The sequence below is a fragment of the Betaproteobacteria bacterium genome (assembly GCA_016720925.1).
Taxonomy (GTDB): domain Bacteria; phylum Pseudomonadota; class Gammaproteobacteria; order Burkholderiales; family Usitatibacteraceae; genus UKL13-2.
Genome location: JADKJR010000003.1, coordinates 245,314 through 265,748 on the forward strand (window position 1 = coordinate 245,314; position 20,435 = coordinate 265,748).

General features: G+C 58.6%; 19 protein-coding genes and 1 pseudogene. 5 read left to right on the top strand and 15 right to left on the bottom strand.

What is annotated here, in order from left to right; translation table 11 throughout:
* Positions 1 to 73: 73 nt before the first annotated feature.
* The 12 genes from lipA to IPP88_05290 all read right to left on the bottom strand — a co-directional run bounded on the left by lipA (position 74) and on the right by IPP88_05290 (position 11,378).
* Positions 74 to 1,036 carry a lipoyl synthase gene (lipA, locus tag IPP88_05235; protein MBL0122144.1) on the bottom strand — a complete coding sequence of 321 codons (963 nt, stop codon included), beginning with the start codon at positions 1,034 to 1,036 and terminating at the stop codon, positions 74 to 76.
* 70 nt (positions 1,037 to 1,106) lie between these two features.
* A complete protein-coding gene (gene lipB / locus IPP88_05240) occupies positions 1,107 to 1,742 on the bottom strand; it encodes a lipoyl(octanoyl) transferase LipB (GenBank protein MBL0122145.1) in 636 nt (211 codons plus the stop codon).
* A gap of 28 nt (positions 1,743 to 1,770) precedes the next feature.
* Positions 1,771 to 2,073 carry a DUF493 domain-containing protein gene (locus IPP88_05245; GenBank protein MBL0122146.1) on the bottom strand — a complete coding sequence of 101 codons (303 nt, stop codon included), beginning with the start codon at positions 2,071 to 2,073 and terminating at the stop codon, positions 1,771 to 1,773.
* Between the two features lie 27 nt (positions 2,074 to 2,100).
* A complete protein-coding gene (locus IPP88_05250; protein ID MBL0122147.1) occupies positions 2,101 to 2,820 on the bottom strand; it encodes an aminotransferase class IV in 720 nt (239 codons plus the stop codon).
* Entirely contained in the window at positions 2,766 to 3,005 is a 240-nt protein-coding gene (locus IPP88_05255; GenBank protein MBL0122148.1) for a hypothetical protein, read from the bottom strand. Before IPP88_05255 ends, IPP88_05250 begins: the two co-directional genes overlap by 55 nt.
* A gap of 127 nt (positions 3,006 to 3,132) precedes the next feature.
* On the bottom strand, positions 3,133 to 4,326 hold the full coding sequence (locus tag IPP88_05260) for a D-alanyl-D-alanine carboxypeptidase (protein MBL0122149.1): 1,194 nt from the start codon (positions 4,324 to 4,326) through the stop codon (positions 3,133 to 3,135).
* Positions 4,327 to 4,347: 21 nt separating this feature from the next.
* Complete coding sequence (locus tag IPP88_05265) at positions 4,348 to 5,229, bottom strand: septal ring lytic transglycosylase RlpA family protein (GenBank protein MBL0122150.1); 882 nt, start codon at positions 5,227 to 5,229, stop codon at positions 4,348 to 4,350.
* A gap of 500 nt (positions 5,230 to 5,729) precedes the next feature.
* Positions 5,730 to 6,839 carry a rod shape-determining protein RodA gene (rodA, locus tag IPP88_05270; protein ID MBL0122151.1) on the bottom strand — a complete coding sequence of 370 codons (1,110 nt, stop codon included), beginning with the start codon at positions 6,837 to 6,839 and terminating at the stop codon, positions 5,730 to 5,732.
* Complete coding sequence (mrdA, locus tag IPP88_05275) at positions 6,817 to 8,736, bottom strand: penicillin-binding protein 2 (GenBank protein MBL0122152.1); 1,920 nt, start codon at positions 8,734 to 8,736, stop codon at positions 6,817 to 6,819. The genes rodA and mrdA overlap by 23 nt, the downstream gene beginning before the upstream one ends.
* A 21-nt stretch (positions 8,737 to 8,757) precedes the next feature.
* Positions 8,758 to 9,288 (bottom strand): rod shape-determining protein MreD, encoded by a 531-nt coding sequence (gene mreD, locus IPP88_05280; protein MBL0122153.1) that lies wholly within the window; start codon positions 9,286 to 9,288, stop codon positions 8,758 to 8,760.
* Positions 9,288 to 10,220 (bottom strand): rod shape-determining protein MreC, encoded by a 933-nt coding sequence (mreC, locus tag IPP88_05285; protein ID MBL0122154.1) that lies wholly within the window; start codon positions 10,218 to 10,220, stop codon positions 9,288 to 9,290. Before mreC ends, mreD begins: the two co-directional genes overlap by 1 nt.
* Positions 10,221 to 10,331: 111 nt before the next feature.
* On the bottom strand, positions 10,332 to 11,378 hold the full coding sequence (locus IPP88_05290) for a rod shape-determining protein (GenBank protein MBL0122155.1): 1,047 nt from the start codon (positions 11,376 to 11,378) through the stop codon (positions 10,332 to 10,334).
* A 417-nt stretch (positions 11,379 to 11,795) separates the two neighbouring features.
* Between IPP88_05290 and gatC the strand changes: the two genes are divergently transcribed.
* From gatC to gatB, 3 genes and pseudogenes are all read left to right on the top strand, one after another.
* Positions 11,796 to 12,095, top strand: a complete 300-nt coding sequence (gene gatC / locus IPP88_05295; protein MBL0122156.1) for an Asp-tRNA(Asn)/Glu-tRNA(Gln) amidotransferase subunit GatC — start codon at positions 11,796 to 11,798, stop codon at positions 12,093 to 12,095.
* Between the two features lie 7 nt (positions 12,096 to 12,102).
* Positions 12,103 to 13,623: an Asp-tRNA(Asn)/Glu-tRNA(Gln) amidotransferase subunit GatA gene (gene gatA / locus IPP88_05300; protein MBL0122157.1), complete on the top strand. Its 1,521-nt coding sequence runs from the start codon at positions 12,103 to 12,105 to the stop codon at positions 13,621 to 13,623.
* Positions 13,620 to 15,089, top strand: a pseudogene (gene gatB / locus IPP88_05305) (Asp-tRNA(Asn)/Glu-tRNA(Gln) amidotransferase subunit GatB). Before gatA ends, gatB begins: the two are co-directional and overlap by 4 nt.
* Before the next feature lie 70 nt (positions 15,090 to 15,159).
* On the opposite strand, the gene IPP88_05310 reads toward gatB, so the two are convergent.
* From IPP88_05310 to pyrE, 3 genes are all read right to left on the bottom strand, one after another.
* Positions 15,160 to 15,801, bottom strand: coding sequence for an FMN-binding negative transcriptional regulator (locus IPP88_05310; GenBank protein ID MBL0122158.1), 642 nt, complete (start codon positions 15,799 to 15,801; stop codon positions 15,160 to 15,162).
* 63 nt (positions 15,802 to 15,864) lie between these two features.
* On the bottom strand, positions 15,865 to 16,728 hold the full coding sequence (locus IPP88_05315; GenBank protein ID MBL0122159.1) for a DUF4124 domain-containing protein: 864 nt from the start codon (positions 16,726 to 16,728) through the stop codon (positions 15,865 to 15,867).
* Between the two features lie 18 nt (positions 16,729 to 16,746).
* Positions 16,747 to 17,409: an orotate phosphoribosyltransferase gene (pyrE, locus tag IPP88_05320; GenBank protein MBL0122160.1), complete on the bottom strand. Its 663-nt coding sequence runs from the start codon at positions 17,407 to 17,409 to the stop codon at positions 16,747 to 16,749.
* 61 nt (positions 17,410 to 17,470) lie between these two features.
* Here pyrE and xth point away from each other — a divergent pair, with 61 nt between their 5' ends.
* Positions 17,471 to 18,244 carry an exodeoxyribonuclease III gene (gene xth / locus IPP88_05325; protein MBL0122161.1) on the top strand — a complete coding sequence of 258 codons (774 nt, stop codon included), beginning with the start codon at positions 17,471 to 17,473 and terminating at the stop codon, positions 18,242 to 18,244.
* A 24-nt stretch (positions 18,245 to 18,268) separates the two neighbouring features.
* Complete coding sequence (locus IPP88_05330) at positions 18,269 to 20,221, top strand: ATP-binding cassette domain-containing protein (GenBank protein MBL0122162.1); 1,953 nt, start codon at positions 18,269 to 18,271, stop codon at positions 20,219 to 20,221.
* Positions 20,222 to 20,435: the final 214 nt, after the last annotated feature.

The window sequence follows — 20,435 nt, forward strand, 5'->3', positions numbered from 1 at the left end:
CCGGGGGTGAAGCGGGGAATTCGCAGAGCCCGCTCTACGCCCGCTGAACGCCAAGCCAATGCAGTGGCTTGGCCTAAGTTGAAGTTGCTGGCAACCCCGCCTCATGCGCCATCTGATCCGCATGATATGAAGACCTCACCATTGGCCCGCACGCCGCATGCTTGAACCCCATCTTCCCGGCCTCCCGCGCGAACATATCAAACTCATCCGGCGTCACATAGCGCAACACCGGCAGATGATGCCCGGACGGCTGCAGATACTGTCCGATGGTCAGCATTTCCACATCATGCGCGCGTAAATCTTTCATCACTTCCAGAATTTCTTCGTTAGTCTCGCCGAGCCCCACCATCAGCCCGCTCTTGGTCGGTGTGCCGGGATGTTCGGCTTTGAAATCTTTCAGCAGCTTCAGGGAATGCGCGTAATCTGAACCCGGGCGCGCCTGCTTGTACAGCCGCGGCACGGTTTCGAGATTGTGATTCATCACGTCCGGCGGGGCGGCACGCAGGATGCCGAGCGCGCGGTCTAGGCGGCCGCGAAAATCAGGCGTAAGGATTTCGATTTGGGTGTGTGGCGACAGCGCGCGAGTCTCGCGAATGCAGTTGACGAAGTGCTCGGCGCCGCCGTCGCGCAGGTCGTCGCGATCGACGCTGGTGATGACCACATATTTCAATTTCATCTTCGCAATCGTCTCCGCCAGGTGACGCGGCTCGTCCGGATCCAGCGGCAACGGTCGGCCGTGACCGACATCGCAGAACGGGCAGCGGCGCGTGCAGAGATCGCCCATGATCATGAAGGTCGCGGTTCCCTTGCCGAAGCATTCGCCGATATTGGGGCACGAGGCTTCCTCGCAGACGGTGTGCAGCTTGGCGTCGCGCAGGATCTGCTTGATCTCGTAGAAACTCGTCGAAGCCGAACCTGCCTTGACGCGAATCCAGTCGGGCTTTTTCAGGCGTTCAGCCGCATTTTGCACGACGACCTTGATGGGAATGCGTGCAGTTTTGGATTCGGATTTCTGTTTGACGCCGGCTTCGGCCATGATGATTCCCGTTGTTTGTCAGCGCAGGCGAATGAGCGCCTCGCGTAATCGCGATGATCGTTCGCTTTGCTCAGTTTGCCAGCTCGTAAAGATTGGCTTTCAGACGTGACACCAGTTTTTCGCCGATCACATTCATTTTATCGGTCACCCCGAAGTTCCGTACCTGCGTCACCGCCAGGCCCTCGTAGCCACAGGGGTTGATACGCGAGAACGGCTCCAGGTCCATATCGATATTCAATGACAGGCCGTGGTAAGTCGCGTGATTGGCGACACGCAAACCAATCGCGGCAATCTTGGCGTCGGCGTCGTTCAGGTTGACGTAGACCCCTGGCATGCCGGCGAGGCGATAACTGTCGATGCCATATTCGGTGAGCAGATCGATCACTGACTGTTCAATTTTTCTTACGAGCATCTTGACGCCGTAACCGAGCTTCTTCATGTCGAGCAACAGGTACACCACCAGTTGCCCCGGGCCGTGATAGGTAACCTGGCCGCCACGGTCGATCTTGATGACGGGAATGTCGCCGGGGGCCAGCACATGCTCGTACTTGCCGGCGAGGCCGAGGGTGAAGACGGGCGGATGTTCGAGCAACCAGAATTCATCGGGCGTGGCGGCGGAGCGCGATTTATTGGCGGCCTGCATGGCGCGCCAGGTGGGTTCGTAGGGGACGACGCCCAAGTGTTTGATAAGAGGTAAGTTGTGCATGTCTACTTAAGCCTTCACGGCAAATTTCCTATAGCGCCATCAACACCAGCGGGTGCGAAGTCAGTCCCCGATAAATATCGTCCAGCTGCGCTTTGGATGTGGCGTTGATTGTCGCGGTCACGGACAGAAAATTTCCGTTCTTCGAGGGCCGCATTTCGAGCGTCTTGGCATCGAAGTCCGGCGCGTGCTTGAGGACGATTTCCAGCACCGCCTGGGCAAATCCATCCTCGCGCCGGCCCATCGCCTTGATCGGAAATGTCGTCGGAAACTGGAGCAGGGATTCCGTCGTTTCCAAGTCGGCATCACCAATGATTTTCGGATGATCGCTCATTTTGCATCTTCTCTTTATTCGGCCGCCTTATTCGGCAGCCTTTAACGAAGGCGCCGCGGGGAGGTTACGCTTGTACTCATCAAAGAGTTTCCGCATTTGCTTGAACACAGCACCGGGTTTCCCCGCATTTTCACCGTGCCCGATGGGTTTGTCGTCGAGTTTCACGATCGGTACGACTTCCTTGGTAGAGGACATGATCCATAACTCGTCGGCTTTCTTCACCTCGCGGCGATGCACGCGGCGGATTTCCAGCGGCATGCTGTGCTTGCGCGCGAGTTCAATCATCAGTTCATAGGTGATGCCGCCCAGAATAAGGTTATCCATCGGCGGGCAAAGGATGACGCCATTCTTGACCGCGGCGATGTTGGAGGCCGAGGACTCGGTGAGATAGCCGTCGCGAAACAACACGACCTCATCCGCGCCAGCCTGGTTGCCTTCGTGTTTCAGTAATACCGCGCCGAGCAGGGCAGTCGCCTTGACCTGGCAGCGCAACCAGCGGCTGTCGTCCAGCGAGACACACGAAATACCGTTTTCGTAAATCTCGGGCTTCGGCGTTGCGAGTGGATTGGCCATCATGAACACGGTCTGCTTCAGGCCCTTGGGCGGCGGAAAATCGCGCTTGGCGACGCCGCGCGTGACTTGAATATAGACACCCACATTGCCGCCGCCATTTTGGTCCACCAGCGAGGCGATCAGCGATTCCCATTGTGCGAGTGGATAGGGGTTATCGATTTGCAGCTCATCCAAGGCTGCGTTGCAGTCGCTTCCAGGTGTTCGACCGCGCGCAGGCCGCGACTGGCGTAGAACGGGATGACTTCGTATGCGCCATCGCCAAAAATGAAGCCGCGATCCAGCGGGGAGATTTTCGCATTCTCAAAAGGCATGAATTCGCCGTTGAGATAGACGGTGGGGAGACACATTGAGGTGGTCATGGTTGGTTCTTTCTCTTGGCAGGTCAGCTCGCTTACCCCTCATCCCAACCCTTCTCCCCGGGGAGAAGGGCTTTTGGAACCCTCGGAGAGGGCAGGGTGAGGGGTCAACGAGCAATAAATAAAATCGCTACTTCCAAAGCAACCTGATCGCATCCCAGCCGCGCCCCAGAAAGCCGGCAACCGGCACATTCTCCAGCGCAACCACAGGGATTTCCGCGATCAACTTGTCATTTTGCGTCAATTTCATTACGCCCGCTTTCTGGCCGGGCGAATACGGCGCGATCAGGGGTTGGGTGGTAGTCAGCGTGGCTTTCAATCCGGTGAATTTGTCCTTGGGTAGCGTGAGCCAGATATCGCGATCGAAACCGAGCTTGATCGCGTTCTGCGTGCCTTTAAATATTTCCGGCGTGGCGATGGCATCGTTCTTTTTATACAGCCGTTGCGCATCAAAGAACTGGTAACCGTAGTTAAGCAATTTCTGGCTCTCCTGGGTGCGCGCGACATCCGACGTAGTTCCCAGTACGACCGAAATCAGGCGGCGCGATTTATCAGCATCCCCCCGCTTTGCCGTGGCGATCAGGCAATAGCCTGCCGCTTCGGTATGGCCGGTCTTCAGGCCGTCGACTGTCGGGTCGAGCCAGAGCAGGCGGTTGCGGTTCGGCTGCGTGATCTTGTTGTGGGCAAATTCACGTTCCTTGTAGTAGCCGACCTCGGCAGGAAAATCGCGTATCAGTGCGTTGGCGAGCAACGCGAGATCCTCGGCTGTCGAATAGTGATGCGGATCCGGCAGGCCCGTCGCATTCGTGAAGCTGGTGTTTTTCATGCCGAGCTTCTGCGCTTGCTTGTTCATCATTTGCGCGAACAGGTCCTCAGACCCGGCGACCGCCTCCGCCAGCGCGATGGAGGCATCGTTGCCGCTCTGTATGATCATGCCGCGAATCAGCGGCTCCACGGCCGGCGTCTGTTTTGGATCGATGAACATGCGCGACCCTTCCGCGCGCCACGCGCGCTCGGACACGGTGACGGTTTGCGTGAGCGTGAGCTTCTTGTCCTTCAGCGCCTGGAAGACGAGGTAGGCGGTCATCAGTTTGGTGAGCGAGGCAGGTTCGAAGCGGTCGGTGGCGGCTTGCTGCGCCAGAGTCTGGCCGCTGGAGGCATCAAAGAGCACGTAGGCACGTGCGGCGATTTGTGGTGCCGGGACGTCGGTAAGCGAGACGGTTATTTGCGCGGCGGCTGGGGAAGGAGCGAGCATTAGAACGAGAGCGGGCGCGACACATGCGGCCGTGAAAAAGAGGGCGGCGAAGTTCCTTGCAGATTTCATTGTGATCCTGATGTTGAGGGGCTATGGTTTTTGAATGACGGGTGAAAAATCGTGGGATTGCCTGACCTGTGCCGCGATCGCGTCGGCTTCCTCGCGCGACTTGTAGGGGCCCATGCGAACGCGGAACAGGTTGTCTTTCTGGACAACCTGAATGGGCTCGCGGTTCCATTCGAGTTCGCGGCTCATGCGCGCGCGAAAGATTTCGGCATTTTCCGGCGAACTGAACGCCGCGAGTTGCAGGTAAAGGTCACCTGCCTCCGGAACAATGGCAGGTGTGGTGATGGTTGGGGACGGCGATGGTGTCACGGGCGGCAGCGATGTTGGCGAAAGCGGTAGCGACGGCAATGGTATGGACGCGGCGGCGACTCGGGTATCGCCCGGGAACACCCGTTCCACGGTGACGAATCCGCTGCCCTTGCGGGCGATGTCGAGCTTGGCCGCAGCGGTATAGGACAAGTCAATGACCCGATCAGAATGAAACGGGCCGCGATCGTTTACGCGCAATATCACCGATTTCATGTTGGCGGGATTCGTTACACGCACGTACGACGGTAACGGCAACGTCGGGTGCGCCGCCGTCATCGCATACATGTCATAGGTCTCGCCGATGGACGTCATGCTGCCGTGGAATTTTCGACCGTACCAGGATGCCACACCCTGCTGTCGAAACGGCTCGCTCGACACATTGGGCACGTAAGTCTTTCCGAAGACCGTGTAGGGCCGGTTTGCGCCGCGATGCAGGGGTTCCATTTTCGGCGTGGCGTCGGCGATGGCGTCGAGGTTCAGCGGCGCGTTGTCGCCGGGGCCATCGTCGAGGTAGTAGGCGCCGGGTTTGCCGATGAATTGTTTTGGCGGTTCGGTTTTCTTTGGGGTGCCACCGCAGCCCGCCAACAAAAGCGCCATTACAAGCACAACAAGTATTGGGCGCCGGACCAAATCCGGGGCGACAGACTTGCTTATCTCTGTAGCCGCAATGCGAGAAGGGTCCCCATGAGAGCCGCCGAGCAGCGCAGCAAACGCGGGGGAAGTCAGCGAGGACTGTTTGAGTGGCGAGCACAATCTGAACCATTTGCGCAACGGCACATTCGAGCCACGAGTTCCGCTGCGGCCCGCGTTTGTGAGCCGCGCAGGGAACCCGAAGGGCGACGAACCTGGGGTCGCCTTCTTTTGCTTACTTTTCTTGGCGAAGCAAGAACAGTGAGTAGCCGCCGGGCTACCCCCGGCATCGATCTGGGGAAAAGTGAATGCGGAGGCCTTACGTGAAACTTGAACTCCCGTCTGCGCGGAAATGGCGGCACCAACAGAATGCCAAACTCTAGCACTGGCGAGCCTTACAGGCCGTAAACGCCCGAAACCCCCCGCCAAATGGCGATCTACGCATCGAATCGCCAGGAAAACCACCATCACGTCGACACCAACCGCTTGTGGGTCGATATCGACATCAATATCCCGAAGCCCACGAGCATCGTCAGGATCGCCGTCCCGCCATAACTGATTAACGGCAACGGTACACCCACCACCGGCAAGATGCCTGTGACCATGCCGATGTTGACAAAGGCATACATGAAAAATGTCAACGTAATCGCGCCCGCCAGCAATCGGGAGAATGTGGTCGGCGCGTTGATCGCAATCATCAACCCGCGCCCGATCACGATGAGATAAAGCGTTAACAGCAGCAAGTTGCCCAGCAATCCAAACTCCTCGCCGAATACCGCGAGAATGAAATCGGTGGAGCGCTCGGGAATGAAATCGAGTTGCGCCTGGCTGCCGTTCAGCCAGCCTTTGCCGAGCACGCCGCCTGAGCCGATGGCGATGGTCGATTGGATGATGTGATAGCCGGCACCCAGCGGATCTTCCGTCGGATCCAGTAGCGTGAAAATACGCTGTCGCTGGTAGTCATGCATCATGTTCCACGCAAACGGCAGCGCGGCAGCAACGGCAACACCGGCGCCGACGATGATCTTCCAGGATAGTCCGGCCAGAAAGATGACAAAAAATCCCGACGCGAAAATCATGATGGATGTGCCGAGATCGGGCTGGCGCATGATGAGCCCGGTTGGCAGCATCAGCATCAGTCCGGCAACGGCGTAGTCGGTGAGAGCGAGCCCCTCTTCCTTGCGGTGAAAATACCAGGCCAGCAGCAGCGGCACGCCGATCTTCATGATCTCGGACGGCTGGATGATGACGCCGATGTGCAGCCAGCGGCGCGCGCCATTGCGGATCTCGCCGAACAGGGCAACGCTGATCAGCAGAATCATGCCGGCGATGTAAATCGGAATCGCGAGGCGCATCAGGGTTTGCGGCGGAATATTCGCGACGATCCACATCGCCACCAGTGCAACCGCGAAATTGCGCAGCTGACCCAGCGAGCGGTCGAAAGTTTGACCGCCACTGGCCGAAAACACCACCGTCATTGACAGTGCCGCAAGCACGATCAGCGTGACCATGAGCGGGCCGTCGAGGCGGCGGGTCAGCGCATCGAATACCCGGTTAATCAGCGTCTTTAGGCTCATCTTTTTTCAGCTTCAATTTCTTGGGATCCGGTTGCTTGCCCAGCAGGAAATAATCCAGCACTTCGCGCGCGATCGGTGCGGCGGTGGTTCCGCCAAAACCGCCGTTTTCGACCAGTATGGCCATCGCGATAACAGGTTGTTCTGCGGGCGCAAAAGCGATGTACCAGGCGTGGTCGCGCAAGCGCTCCTGCACTTTGCTTTCCCGATATTTTTCGCCCTTCAATCCAAACACCTGCGCGGTACCGGTTTTCCCGCCGCTGACGTAGCCGGCCTTGGCGAATACGCGAACGCCGGTGCCGCCCTCATCCCGGGTAACGCCAATGAGTGCATCTTTGATGATCGCCACGTTTTCAGGCTTCAGCGGCAACTTCTGCGGCGGGTCCGCGGCGACGGTACGAATGTTTCCGGCCGCCGAATCAGTAACACTCCTGACCAGGTGCGGTCGGTGGGCAACGCCGTCGTTTGCAATGGTTGCGATGGCGTGCGCCAGTTGCATGGGCGTGAAGGCGTTGTAACCCTGGCCGATGCCCGCCGAGATACTGTCACCCAGATACCACTTTCGACCGTCGGAAGCCGCACGCGCAAAACGTTTTTCTTTCCACGCACGCGACGGCAATACGCCGATGACTTCACCATCGATATCGATCGCCGTCTTCCCGCCGAATCCCAGCATTCCCATGAACGCAGCCGTCTTGTCGATATCCGTTTCGGACGCGAGCTGGTAGTAGTAGGTGTCGCAGGACACCACGATCGACTTGGCCATATCGACGACTCCATGGCCACCTTCCTTGTCGTCGCGCCAGCGATGCGCAACGCCGGGCAGAGCGAAATAGCCGGGATCGCGGATGCTCTGCGCCGGCGTGCGTTTGCCGGATTCGAGCGCGGCCAGCGCCAAAAACGGCTTGATCGTGGAGCCCGGCGGATAGGCACTGCTGAGGATGCGATTGAGCAGCGGCTTGTCGGGCGAATTATTCAGCAAATCCCAATTGACCGGATCGATGCCATCGACAAACAGGTTCGGGTCAAATCCTGGTTTGGACACCAGCGCCAATACTTCCCCATTTCGGGGATCAATGGCTACGAGGCCGCCGCGAAAATCCGCAAACGCCTGCTCGGCGACTTTCTGCAATTTGATATCAAGCGTCAGCGTCAAATTGTTGCCGGACTGTGGCGCGCTGCTGGCGAGTGAGCGAATCGGCCTGCCGCCCGCATCGATTTCCACCTGTCGCGACCCGGTAGTGCCGTGCAACTCCATTTCGTAGCTGCCCTCGATGCCCAGCTTGCCGATGTGGTCAGTACCCTTGTAATTGGCGGCAAGTCCGCTGGATTCGATTTTTTTTACTTCTGAAACATTGATGCGGCCGATATATCCGATGGCGTGCGAAGCGATTTCGCCAAAAGGGTAGTTGCGGAACAAGCGCGCCTGAATGTCGAAACCCGGAAAGCGATATCGGTTCACCGCAAAGCGGGCAATTTCCGCGTCGGTAAGGCGGGTGCGGATCGGCAGGGACTCGAAGTTCTTGCTCTCTTCCAGCAATTTCTTGAAGCGGCGGCGGTCCCGTGGCTGAATGTCGATGACTGTTGCGAGCTCGTCGAGCGCCTTGTCGAGATTGCCGACCTTCGACGGCATCACCTCAAGTGTGTAGGCGGAATAATTGGCGGCCAGCACCTCGCCATTGCGGTCGAGGATCAATCCGCGGTTCGGCGCCACCGGCAACACCGAGATACGATTGGCCTCGGCGAGGGTGTGATAGTACTCGCGCTTGATGACCTGCAGGTACATCATGCGGCCGGCCAGAATGGCGAAGGCGATGAGCGCGCAAAGCCCCGCGAACAGGGCGCGCGTGCGGAACACGGTAAGTTCCGCCTCGCGATTCTTGATGGTGGTGCCGATCATCTTGTTTCGGGATTCTGCAAGCTAACGCATCGTCGTCGTTGAGTTTGACGCGCGCCGGAATCGGGGCAAGGTCGCCACAAAATCCATCGGCAGCCACAAGACCGCGGCCAACACCGGCGAAACCGCCAGCAGCATGCCGGGAAATTCCCGTCCAAGTGAGAGATTCAACAGGACAACGATCGCCTGTGCGAATATCAGGATCGCACCGATATGCAGCGCCTGCTCAAGCAAGCTCAGCTGCAATATTCGTAAACGCAACAGCTGGGCTAGATAGATCGCCACCACATACACCAACGCATGCTGCCCCAGCAGGACGCTATCCGCTACATCCATCAGCAGTCCGAGCGAAAATCCCCAGCCTTGGCCAATGCTGCGCGGCTGGTTCACGCTCCAGTAAAGCAGCACCAGCAACACAAAGTCGGGATGCGCGCGCAGCAGCGCGCCACTCCAGGGCAGCAGATTCAAAATCAGCGCGCAGATGATCGAGCCGCCCAGCAAACGCAATGGCGCCAGTGGACGCATTGGTTCGTGGGAAATGGGCGAGAGGTCCATCATTTACCCTCACGGCCTTCGCGACGCTTGCCGGCGCTACCACGCTCGCGCGGCGGAAGCTTTTCGTCGGCCTTCACATCCGGGCGCGGGTACTCGCGCAATTCTTGCTGCGTCAGCACTTTTACAAACCGATATTGGTCGGTGCCGGCCGCCGGATTGGCGGAAATGCGTGCAAACGGAAACGCCGGATTCTTGTCCACCAGGGTCACGCGTGCAACTGAGAGTCCCGCCGGATAAGTGCCGTCGATGCCCGACGTAACGAGGGCATCACCCACCTGGATATCCGCCCCGACCGGAATGAACGGCACATCGATCGTACCTTCGCGGCCGGTACCAACAGCGATGGCGCGTACGCCATTGCGTACCACCATTACCGGCACCGCCTGGTCCTTCTCGGTCGTCAGGGTGACCTCCGAGGACAGCAAGCCGACAGCGGTCACTTGTCCCACCACGCCCTTGCCGTCGATGACGGCGAGGCCGCTCGCCAGGCCTTGCGAAATACCCTTGTCGATGATGATCTTGCGGGCAAAAGGGTTGCGGGCGTCGCGGATTATTTCAGCGACGATTCCACGGTCGCCGAAGCGTTTGTCGACCGCGGCAAGCTCGCCCAGGTAAGTCTGCTCCGCCCGAATCAGCAACGATTGCTGGCTGGCGGCAGCAAGCTCCAGCACCTCTGCCTTCAGGCGGGCGTTTTCTTCAAGCAGCCGTTTCTGATCGGAAAAATATTCGCCGGTATTTCGGGCGAAGATTCCCGGAAAACGCAGCGCTTGCTCAATGGGCGTAATCACAGCCGATACGCCGAGGCGCACCACCGAAAGGGCCTGAAAGCGATGATCGGCGACCATCACGGCAATCGCGATGAGCGAAAAAAATGTCAGGCGGGCGAGTGCGCTGGGGCCGCGGGCGAAAAAGTTTTCCTGGTATGCGGACATACTAGCGGTAGGTGTCGGGAACGTTCTTGTTCCACCGAGCTATCGGCACGCCGGCTGGGCAGCGTGTCGATTTCGCTCCGCTGCGCGCTAGGCGAACGGAGAAAGTACTCATTAAAGCTCGTTGGTGAAAACCGAACCCAGCTTGTCCATCTCTTCCAGCGCCCGGCCTGAACCGCGCACCACGCAGGTGAGCGGATCGTCGGCGACGATGACGGGCAGACCGGTCTCTTCCACCAGCAGGCGATCGAGATCGCGCAGCAACGCGCCGCCGCCGGTGAGCACCATGCCTTTTTCGGCGATATCGGCGCCGAGTTCAGGCGGCGTTTGTTCCAGAGCGGATTTCACGGCGGACACGATCGAGTTCAACGGTTCTGTCAGCGCTTCGAGGATTTCGTTCGATGAAATGGTGAACGAGCGCGGAATGCCCTCGGCCAGGTTGCGGCCCTTTACTTCCATCTCGCGCACTTCCGATCCCGGGAACGCGGAGCCGATGGTTTTCTTGATTTTCTCGGCCGTCGATTCTCCGATCAGCATGCCGTAGTTGCGGCGGATGTAATTGATGATGGCCTCGTCGAACTTGTCGCCACCCACGCGCACCGACGCGGAATAAACGATGCCGCCCAGCGAGATCACGCCGACCTCCGTGGTGCCGCCGCCGATATCAACCACCATTGAGCCAGTCGGTTCGGCGATCGGCAAGCCAGCGCCAATGGCCGCGGCCATCGGTTCTTCGATCAGGAATACTTGCGATGCACCCGCGGCCACGGCGGATTCACGAATCGCACGGCGCTCAACCTGAGTGGAACCGCAGGGCACGCAAATCACAATGCGGGGACTCGGGCGATACCACTGCGCGTCATGCACCTTCTTGATGAAGAACTTGAGCATGTGCTCGGTAGTGTGAAAGTCGGCGATCACGCCATCTTTCATCGGCCGGATGGCGGTGATGTTGCCGGGCGTGCGGCCCAACATCATTTTTGCGGCCAAGCCGACCGCCTGGATGGTTTTCTTCGAGTTCGGCCCGGCATCCTGCCGAATTGCGACGACCGACGGCTCGTCAAGAACAATGCCTTTGCCGCGCAAATAAATCAGCGTATTGGCGGTACCCAGATCGATCGCGAGATCGGTGGTGAAATATTTCGGGAAGAGCGAAAACATGTGGCCTTTCTTGTCTCCGGCACACAGGTCCTTGTGTGCCGCAATTCTCGCCCTCTCCTTCGGGAGAGGGTTGGGGTGAGGAGTTGATCCGGCCTGCCGATCAATCCGGTATTGCCGGATCAATGCATCAAGTTGCGGACCTGCCTGCAAACGCCGCCGGTGCGCCGAAATTCACGGTGACGGTTGCCAAAAATTGGGTCTGTTTTGTCCGTTTTTCCCCTAGCCAAACATGGGCAAATCGGCAAGTGGCCTATAATACCGTATCAACGCACCAAAAAGCATGCCAAAAACGTGTGTTTTGCGGGCACAAAAGAGGTGCTTCGCGGGGAAGCTGGCTTTCTTTCCGCGACCCTTTCGGTAACCCAGCCGTGCGGTTGTGAACATCGCCGACAAACCTGACTCCTGCCCCGTTTTTTCATGGAACTCCACACCGACGATTTGAAACGCCTTGCGCGTCTGGCGCGAATAGCTGTGTCAGACAACGATGTCACGCTGCTGCAATCGCAACTGAACGGTATCTTCGGCCTGATTGACGAACTGCAGGCCGTGGACACGCGGGGGATCGAGCCGCTGTCGCATCCATTGGATGTCGTACAGCCGATGGCCCAACGCCTGCGCGAGGATCGCGTGACGGAAACTGATCAGCGCAGCGCCAACCTCGCCAATGCGCCGGCGCAGGAGAATGGACTGTTCCTGGTGCCAAAGGTTCTCGAGTGAGGCGCGCATGCCATTAACGGACGCATCGCGATTGTCGCTTGCCGCGTTACGCGCGGCGCTGGATGCGAAACAAGTCTCCGCGACCGAGTTGGCGGAGCATTTTCTGGCGCGCGCCGAGCGGGCGCTGTCGCTCAATACCTTCTTGCACGTCGATCGCGGACTCACGCTGCTTCAGGCGCAGGACGCCGACGCCCGCATCGCCCGTGGTGAGGTGGGATCCCTTACCGGCATTCCCGTCGCGCACAAGGATATTTTTGTCACGCAAGGCTGGCGCTCAACGGCAGGATCGAAAATGCTCGCCGACTACGTGTCGCCGTTCGATGCCACCGTGGTCGAGAAACTTGGAACAGCGGCGCCAACCGGCGCGGGCATGGTGTGCCTGGGCAAGCTTAACTGTGATGAATTCGCCATGGGTTCGTCGAATGAAAATTCCGCATTCGGCACGGTCAGGAATCCATGGAATCCGGAGAAAATTCCAGGAGGCTCGTCGGGCGGTTCGGCCGCGGCCGTCGCCGCCGGGCTCACGCCCGCCGCAACTGGTACCGATACCGGCGGTTCATTGCGGCAACCCGCCGCGATGTGCGGCATTACCGCCATCAAACCGACCTATGGCCGGGTTTCGCGTTACGGCATGATTGCCTTTGCTTCCAGCCTGGATCAGGGCGGGCCGATGGCGCGCAGTGCGGCGGATTGCGCGCTGCTGCTCGATGCCATGGCTGGATTCGATGAACGCGATTCCACGAGTTTAAATACCCCGGAGGCCCAAACGCCAGTATTGGCGGCCTTCTCCAAGGCATGCGCCTCAAACGCCAGCGCTGGCGCGCCTCTCCAAGGGGTGCGTATTGGCGTTCCGAGGGAGTTTTTCGGCGATGGTCTCGCGACCGATGTGGCGGATCGCGTGGAAGAAGCCCTAAGGGAATTTGAAAAACTCGGCGCCACGCGCGTCGACATTTCGCTACCGCGAACCAAGTTGTCGATCCCGGCGTATTACGTTCTCGCCCCGGCGGAAGCCTCGAGCAATCTTTCCCGCTTCGACGGGATGCGCTATGGGCATCGCGCACAGGAATATCGCGACTTGAATGACATGATCGAGCGTTCGCGCGCCGAGGGTTTCGGGGCGGAAGTGAAGCGGCGTATTCTCACCGGCGCTTACGTACTGTCGCACGGCTACTACGATGCCTATTATTTGCAGGCACAACGCGTTCGCCGGCTGATTGGCCAGGATTTTCAGGATGCATTCAAGTCCTGCGATTTCATCATGGGGCCTGTCGCGCCGACGACGGCATGGAGCATCGGCGCAAAATCGAGTGACCCCGTCGCGATGTATCTGGAAGACATTTTCACGCTGGGCGTGAGTCTCGCCGGTTTGCCCGGGATGTCCGCACCCTGCGGTTTCGACCTCGGCGGCTTGCCGGTTGGTCTGCAGATCATCGGTAATTATTTCGATGAGGGCCGCATGCTGGCGATCGCGCATCAGTATCAGCAAGTCACCGACTGGCACCTCCGAATACCGGAGGCATTCAAATGAGTAACATTCCGGCGGGCTGGGAAGTCGTGATCGGCCTGGAAACGCACACGCAGCTGTCTACCGCGTCGAAAATTTTTTCCGGCTCGCGGACGCAATATGGCGCACCACCCAACACGCAAGCCAGTGTGATTGATCTCGCCCTTCCAGGCACATTGCCCGTTCTGAATAAGGGCGCGGTGGAGCGCGCAATCCGGTTCGGCCTGGCGGTGAACGCGAAGATTTCGCAGCGCTCCATTTTTGCGCGAAAGAATTACTTTTATCCCGACCTACCCAAGGGCTATCAGATCAGCCAGTACGAGTTGCCGGTGGTAGTGGGTGGCGAGGTCCGGATTGACGTGGGTGGCGTGGAAAAAATCGTTGAACTTACCCGCGCGCATCTCGAAGAAGACGCGGGCAAGTCCTTGCACGAAGGCCTGGAGACGATGGGCGTTTCCGGTATCGATTTGAATCGTGCGGGAACGCCGCTGCTGGAGATTGTCACCGAACCCTGCATGGTTTCCGCCGAGGAAGCGGTTGCCTATGCCCGTGCGTTGCACGGCATCGTTACCTGGATCGATATCTGCGATGGCAATATGCAGGAAGGCTCTTTCCGCTGCGATGCAAATGTTTCCGTGCGCAGGAAGGGCGAGGCCAAACTCGGTACGCGTTGCGAAGTCAAGAACGTCAATTCGTTCCGTTTCCTGGAAAAGGCGATCCAGTACGAAATTCATCGCCAGATCGAACTGATCGAAGACGGCGGCGCCGTGGTACAGGAAACGCGGCTTTATGATGCCGAGCGTGACGAAACGCGCTCGATGCGTTCAAAGGAAGATGCGATGGACTATCGCTATTTTCCGGATCCGGATTTGTTGCCGCTGGAGATTTCTGCGTCCTGGATTGAGGAGGTCCGCGCGGGAATGCCGGAGTTGCCGCAACAAATGCGCGACCGCCTGGTCAGTGAATTCAGCCTGTCGGCGTACGACGCAAGTTGGGTGACCTCTACGCGCGCTCACGCGAGCTACTTCGTCGCCGCGCTGGAATCGTTTGATGCCGGCCAGAAACTGGCGGCGGCCAAACAGGTCGCCAACTGGATGACGTCTGATCTGGCGGCCGCACTTAATCGCGATGACCTCGATATTGCCCAGAGTCGCATTGCGCCCAAGTCGCTGGCGAAACTGCTGAAACGCCTCGCTGATGGCACACTTTCCGGCAAGATGGCCAAAGAGGTCTTCGGCTATATGTGGGCCGGCGAAGGCGAGGCAGACGACATCATCGGCAAGCGCGGCATGAAGCAAGTGTCCGATTCCGGCGCCATCGAAAAATGGTCGACGAGGTGATCGCCGCCAATCCCAAAATCGGTTGAAGAATACAAAGCCGGCAAGGAAAAGGCGCTTAACGCGCTGTTCGGCCAGGTGATGAAAGCCAGCAACAAGACCGCGAATCCGGCGCAGGTGACCGAGATTCTCAAAAGGAAACTTTCATCCTGAGTCGCGCCGCTGCCCGTGTATCTTCGCGGCCATCCACGATTCGTCATTTCCGTCTTCGCGGAAAGGGCGGTTATTTGTTGATTTCTTTCCGTTCCAGGTTTTCCCGCATCATCGCCGCCATGGCGTGACTGTCCGGATGCGCGTCTGCCCCAAAGCGCGCAATCACGTTCTCCTGGTCCTTCCGTGGGCGGTTTTGTGAAAGCTTGAACTTCGCTTCGACGGCGGTGATAGCGATTTCAAAACCAACGATCGCATCCAGCATCTTCCACCATTGCTCTTTCTTCAATTCCGGATTCCACGGGTTCGCCGAACCCGTTTCATATTGCGCCGACAAGCGGGTGATGATCTGCCACTTGGCGCCGGCATCATCCACGCGCCGCACCGTGCCATGTACGTGCACAGCCGCATAGTTCCAGGTCGGCACGCCCGGTGCCTCATACCACGTGGGGGAAACGTAGCCGTGCGGACCATGAAAAAGTGCCGTCACGGTGTCGCCATCGGCTAGCGCGGTCGCATGCGGATTGGTCCGGGCGATATGGCCGACCAATGTGCCTTGCGGACCACGATCGCGATCGAGCAACAGCGGGGCATGGGTAATATGCACGTTTTCGCCAGCGGCAGAGATAAGGGTGGCGAATCCGTAGCGTTCGATTATCGCTGCAACGCGCTCGCCGTCCGATTCGGCAAAGTGTGCGGGGGTATACATGGCCATGGCGGTTGCCGGATGAAAAAGCGCGCCAATCCGGCGCGCTGAAAAGCTTGATGAGTCGGGATATCAGCGGCGCGTCTCGAGGCAAGCCACAATTTTTACATTGATACCGGGGCCGCCCACGTTGGGCGCGCGGCATGTATAGGAGAGACCGAGTGAGCACTCATAGATCTTGCCTTCGCAGGTGGCGATGCCTTTCGGCCGCCCCGGAATGATCGTCGATTGGCCCACAATCTGCGTGGGCAGTTCAGGTTTGACGGCGATTTCACCTTTATCGTCGAGCAGCGTTCCGGCCGGCATGCCGCCTTTGAGTTTCTTCCAGCGCGACTTCTCCGTATCGTAGCGCGCCGTGACCGCGGCCCGATCCGTATCGACCTTGGCAAGTTCACGGTCGAGATTCGCACGATCGGTCTTGGCGCGATTGAAATCCTGCGCCAATTGCGGCGGCGCCTCCTTGCTCTTGGACGCCTTGCTCTTGCCGGCCTTGTAGAACTCCATCTCGTTCTGAAGCTTGGTGAAATTCGCGTCGATATCCTCATTGCGCGAGGCGAGCGTCTTCTTGCGCGCTTCCAGCGTGGCGAGGTCCTTGTCACGTGCCATGTCAAATTCCCGCTCAGAACCGTAGGTGGCGATCAGGGCATGATCTTTCAGCCGCTGTTCAGTCAACTTCTTTTCGTGCTCCTTGCGGCGTTCCCGTTCGTCATCCTGAACCTTCAGTTGCTCGGCGGTTAGCGGTGCGTCGTATTGCTTGATCACGCTGCCCTGCTTGCTCATCTCGGTGATGGCCTTCTTGGCGCATTGGGGCGGCATGGTGTCGCCGTAGAGGGTAACACCCCTCTCGTCTACACATTTAAACAAGGCATGGGCTGGCATGGCGGCGATTGCTGCCGCCAGCGAAACAGACAAAGTAGTAAAAGTAATGAATTTCATGCGCTTTGAATTTTATGGTTAAAGGTCGGCGCCATATTTTTGGCGATACGCCTGAATTTTGGTGAGTTTATCGTTTTCGTCTCCCTGACGCATTAGAAAAGCAACGATATCGTCCAGGGTGGCGACAGCAATTACCGGTACACCGTACATTTGCGCGAACTCCTGCGCCGCGGAACGTGTGTTGCCGTCCTTGACGCCGCGCTCCTGTCGATCCAAAGCAATTAGTACGCCTACTGGCGTCGCGCCTACCGCACGAATCATTTCGACCGATTCCCGCTTGGAGGCGCCGTCGGTAATCACGTCGTCAACGATCAAAACATTGCCCTTGAGCGGGGCGCCGACGATCAATCCCCCCTCGCCATGATCCTTGGCTTCCTTGCGATTGAAGCAAAACGGCAGGTTGTGCCCCATTTCGGCAAGTGCCACCGCCATGGCCGCGGCCAGCGTGATGCCTTTGTAGGCGGGGCCGAAAATGGTGTCGATTTTGATGCCCGAGGCCAGTGCCGCCTTAGCGTAGAAACGGCCCAGCGCCGCCAATGACGCGCCATCGCTGAACAGTCCGGAATTGAAAAAATAGGGGGAAAGCCGTCCCGCCTTTGTCTTGAATTCGCCAAAACACAGCGCGTTCTGGCGGATGGCGAATTCAACGAATTGCTGGCGAAAGTCGGTCGGGGCAGTCATGGGTTCAGTGGGCTTTGCGGTAAATCCCTCATAATCGCGGTTTCGTCAGCCAAATTCAACCATGCGCATCATTACAGTCAATTGCAACGGCATCCGCTCGGCCACCTCCAAGGGCATGTTCACCTGGCTGAAGCGCCAGAAGCCCGATGTCATCTGTCTGCAGGAAATCAAGGCGATGGAAGCCGATGTGCCGGACGAGGCGCGGCCATGGAAGAAATGGCACGCTTTTTATCACTCCGCGGACAAGAAGGGCTATGCCGGCGTGGCGTTGTATTGCAAACGCGAGCCGGATCGTGTGCAGATTGGCACCGGCATCAAGTGGATCGATGCCGAGGGCCGTTACCTGCAGGCTGATTTCGGCAATCTGTCGATCATTACACTGTATCTGCCGTCGGGATCGGCGTCGGAAGCCGCACAGGCCAAGAAATTCCGCTTTCTTGAAGTCTTCATGCCTTATCTGCAGAAGCTCAAGAAGAGCGGCCGCGAGGTCATCATCGTCGGCGACTGGAATATCGCGCACAAGGAAATCGATCTCAAGAACTGGCGCGGCAACAAGAAGAACTCCGGCTTCCTGCCCGAGGAGCGCGAATGGTTGACCAAATTGTTCGACGACGTGGGGTATGTGGACGTATTCCGCCGCCTGATACCGCTGCCGGATCAATACACATGGTGGTCGAATCGCGGGGCGGCCTGGGAAAAAAACGTCGGCTGGCGCATCGATTACCACATCGCCACGCCAGGCATCGCGGCGGTAGCGGAATATGCGCGCATCTACAAGGCGGAACGCTTCAGCGATCATGCGCCGCTGTGTATCGATTACGACTACACCCTATAAAAGAAATGCCTGCATTGTGATTCTATGATTCGTATTACCAATTTAACCCTCGCCCGCGGCCCCAAGCGCCTGTTCGAGGGCGCCAACCTCACCCTGTTCCCCGGCCACAAAGTTGGCCTGATCGGGCCGAACGGCTGCGGCAAGACCAGCCTGTTTGCGTTGCTGCGCGGCCTGTTGCATCAGGACGCTGGCGAAGTCGATATGCCGTCAAAGTGGGTCATCGCCCACGTCGCGCAGGAAACGCCACAAAGCCACCGCAACGCGATCGACTATGCGCTCGACGGTGATACCGAATTGCGCGCGGTCGAAAGTGATCTGGCGAAGGCGGAACTCGAACACGAATCCGGCGAAAAGATCGCCGAACTGCATGCGCATTACGACCACATCGGCGGTTATGTATCGAAGTCGCGTGGCGCGGCGCTGCTGTCGGGCCTGGGTTTCAATGAAGAACAGCAGAATCGTCCGGTGGCGGAATTTTCCGGCGGCTGGCGCATGCGGCTCAACCTCGCGCAGGCGCTGATGTGCCGCTCCGACCTGCTGCTGCTCGATGAGCCCACCAACCACCTCGATCTCGATGCCGTGATGTGGCTGGAAGACTGGCTGGCGGCCTACACCGGCACGCTGCTGCTGATCACCCATGACCGCGATTTTCTGGATGCGGTGGTGAACAAGGTCATCCACGTCGACAACCAGAAACTGAACGAGTACACCGGCAACTATTCGGCGTTTGAAAAGACCCGCGCGCTGCAGCTCTCCGTCCAGCAGGCCCAGCACCAGAAACAGCAAAAACAGATCGCGCACTTGCAGTCGTTCGTCAATCGCTTCAAGGCCAAGGCCACCAAGGCCAAGCAAGCGCAGAGCCGCGTGAAGACGTTGGAAAAAATGGAGCTGATCGCCGCCGCGCACGTCGATTCGCCGTTCGAATTTTCATTTCGCGAGCCCGACGCCAAGCCACGCCAGTTGCTGCATCTGAAAGAAGCGACACTCGGATATGAGAATCGCGACATCCTGCAGAACGTCGAATGGCGATTGTTTTACGGTGACAAGATCGGCCTGCTCGGCCCCAATGGTGCGGGCAAATCCACGCTGGTGAAATCATTGGCGGGCACGCTGCCGCTGAAGCGTGGTGGGCGCTACGAAGGCCAGGGGCTGAAGATCGGCTACTTCGCGCAGCATCAGGTCGAGCAATTGCGGCGCGAGGAATCCTGCCTGCAGCACATGAAGCGCCTCGACCCGAATGTGCGCGAACAGGAATTCCGCAATTTCCTGGGCGGCTTCGATTTTCGTGGTGACCGGGTGATGGAGCCCATCGCGCCGTTTTCCGGAGGCGAAAAAGCGCGCCTGGCGCTGGCGCTGATCGTCTGGGAAAAACCGAATCTTCTGTTGCTCGATGAGCCGACCAATCACCTTGATATCGACATGCGCGAAGCCGTGGCGGAAGCGTTGCAGGATTTCGATGGCACGCTGGTCGTGGTCGCGCACGACCGGCATTTGCTGAAAGCCACCACCGACACCTTGTGGCTGGTGGCGGACGGCAAAGTCGCCGAATTTGATGGCGACCTCGATGATTACAAGCAATGGGCGCGCACGTACGCCATTGCGCATCAAAAGGGCAAAGGCCAGCAAACACGCGGTGTTTCAGGCGAAAAAGGCCTGGAAGGCGCACCCATGCTGGAGTTGGATGGATCGGGGCGAAAGGCGCAGAAGCGCGCGGAAGCCGAAATCCGGCGCCAAAGCTATGCCGCGAAAAAACCGCTGGAAGACAAGCGCAACAAGCTTGAAAAGGAAATGGCCACGCTAAACCGCGAGAAGGCCGACATCGAAACCTGGCTCGCGCAGGAAGACGCCTATGCCGAAGAAAACAAAACCCTGATGCTGGATTTCCTCAAGCGTCAGGGCGAAGTCGCCGATGGTATTGCCGCGCTCGAATGGCAATGGCTTGAGGTTCAGCAGAAGCTGGAAGAAGTCACCGCCTAGTTGCTGCGTCCATCAAGTCCAGCTGGTCCGAGCGCAGCCGCACCGGGACCAAGGTGATGAGGAAGAACAACGGAAGGCCCGAAGCGAAGCCGGTGAACACGCGGATCAGTATTGAGTGCGTGAAGAGTTTTTTTGACCAGCCAAGTCGTGGTGCCGGAACGGCGTAGCTGTCAGTCAAGGGTGGGCGGTGTGGAGTTGAGGAAGCCCTCGGCGT

Bases quoted from the DNA above. Each gene is read 5' to 3' on its own strand.
- lipA (MBL0122144.1), bottom strand. From the start codon at position 1,036: ATGGCCGAAGCCGGCGTCAAACAGAAATCCGAATCCAAAACTGCACGC.
- lipB (MBL0122145.1), bottom strand. From the start codon at position 1,742: ATGCACAACTTACCTCTTATCAAACACTTGGGCGTCGTCCCCTACGAA.
- IPP88_05245 (MBL0122146.1), bottom strand. From the start codon at position 2,073: ATGAGCGATCATCCGAAAATCATTGGTGATGCCGACTTGGAAACGACG.
- IPP88_05255 (MBL0122148.1), bottom strand. From the start codon at position 3,005: ATGACCACCTCAATGTGTCTCCCCACCGTCTATCTCAACGGCGAATTC.
- IPP88_05260 (MBL0122149.1), bottom strand. From the start codon at position 4,326: ATGAAATCTGCAAGGAACTTCGCCGCCCTCTTTTTCACGGCCGCATGT.
- IPP88_05265 (MBL0122150.1), bottom strand. From the start codon at position 5,229: ATGGCGCTTTTGTTGGCGGGCTGCGGTGGCACCCCAAAGAAAACCGAA.
- rodA (MBL0122151.1), bottom strand. From the start codon at position 6,839: ATGAGCCTAAAGACGCTGATTAACCGGGTATTCGATGCGCTGACCCGC.
- mrdA (MBL0122152.1), bottom strand. From the start codon at position 8,736: ATGATCGGCACCACCATCAAGAATCGCGAGGCGGAACTTACCGTGTTC.
- mreD (MBL0122153.1), bottom strand. From the start codon at position 9,288: ATGGACCTCTCGCCCATTTCCCACGAACCAATGCGTCCACTGGCGCCA.
- mreC (MBL0122154.1), bottom strand. From the start codon at position 10,220: ATGTCCGCATACCAGGAAAACTTTTTCGCCCGCGGCCCCAGCGCACTC.
- IPP88_05290 (MBL0122155.1), bottom strand. From the start codon at position 11,378: ATGTTTTCGCTCTTCCCGAAATATTTCACCACCGATCTCGCGATCGAT.
- gatC (MBL0122156.1), top strand. From the start codon at position 11,796: ATGGAACTCCACACCGACGATTTGAAACGCCTTGCGCGTCTGGCGCGA.
- gatA (MBL0122157.1), top strand. From the start codon at position 12,103: ATGCCATTAACGGACGCATCGCGATTGTCGCTTGCCGCGTTACGCGCG.
- IPP88_05310 (MBL0122158.1), bottom strand. From the start codon at position 15,801: ATGGCCATGTATACCCCCGCACACTTTGCCGAATCGGACGGCGAGCGC.
- IPP88_05315 (MBL0122159.1), bottom strand. From the start codon at position 16,728: ATGAAATTCATTACTTTTACTACTTTGTCTGTTTCGCTGGCGGCAGCA.
- pyrE (MBL0122160.1), bottom strand. From the start codon at position 17,409: ATGACTGCCCCGACCGACTTTCGCCAGCAATTCGTTGAATTCGCCATC.
- xth (MBL0122161.1), top strand. From the start codon at position 17,471: ATGCGCATCATTACAGTCAATTGCAACGGCATCCGCTCGGCCACCTCC.
- IPP88_05330 (MBL0122162.1), top strand. From the start codon at position 18,269: ATGATTCGTATTACCAATTTAACCCTCGCCCGCGGCCCCAAGCGCCTG.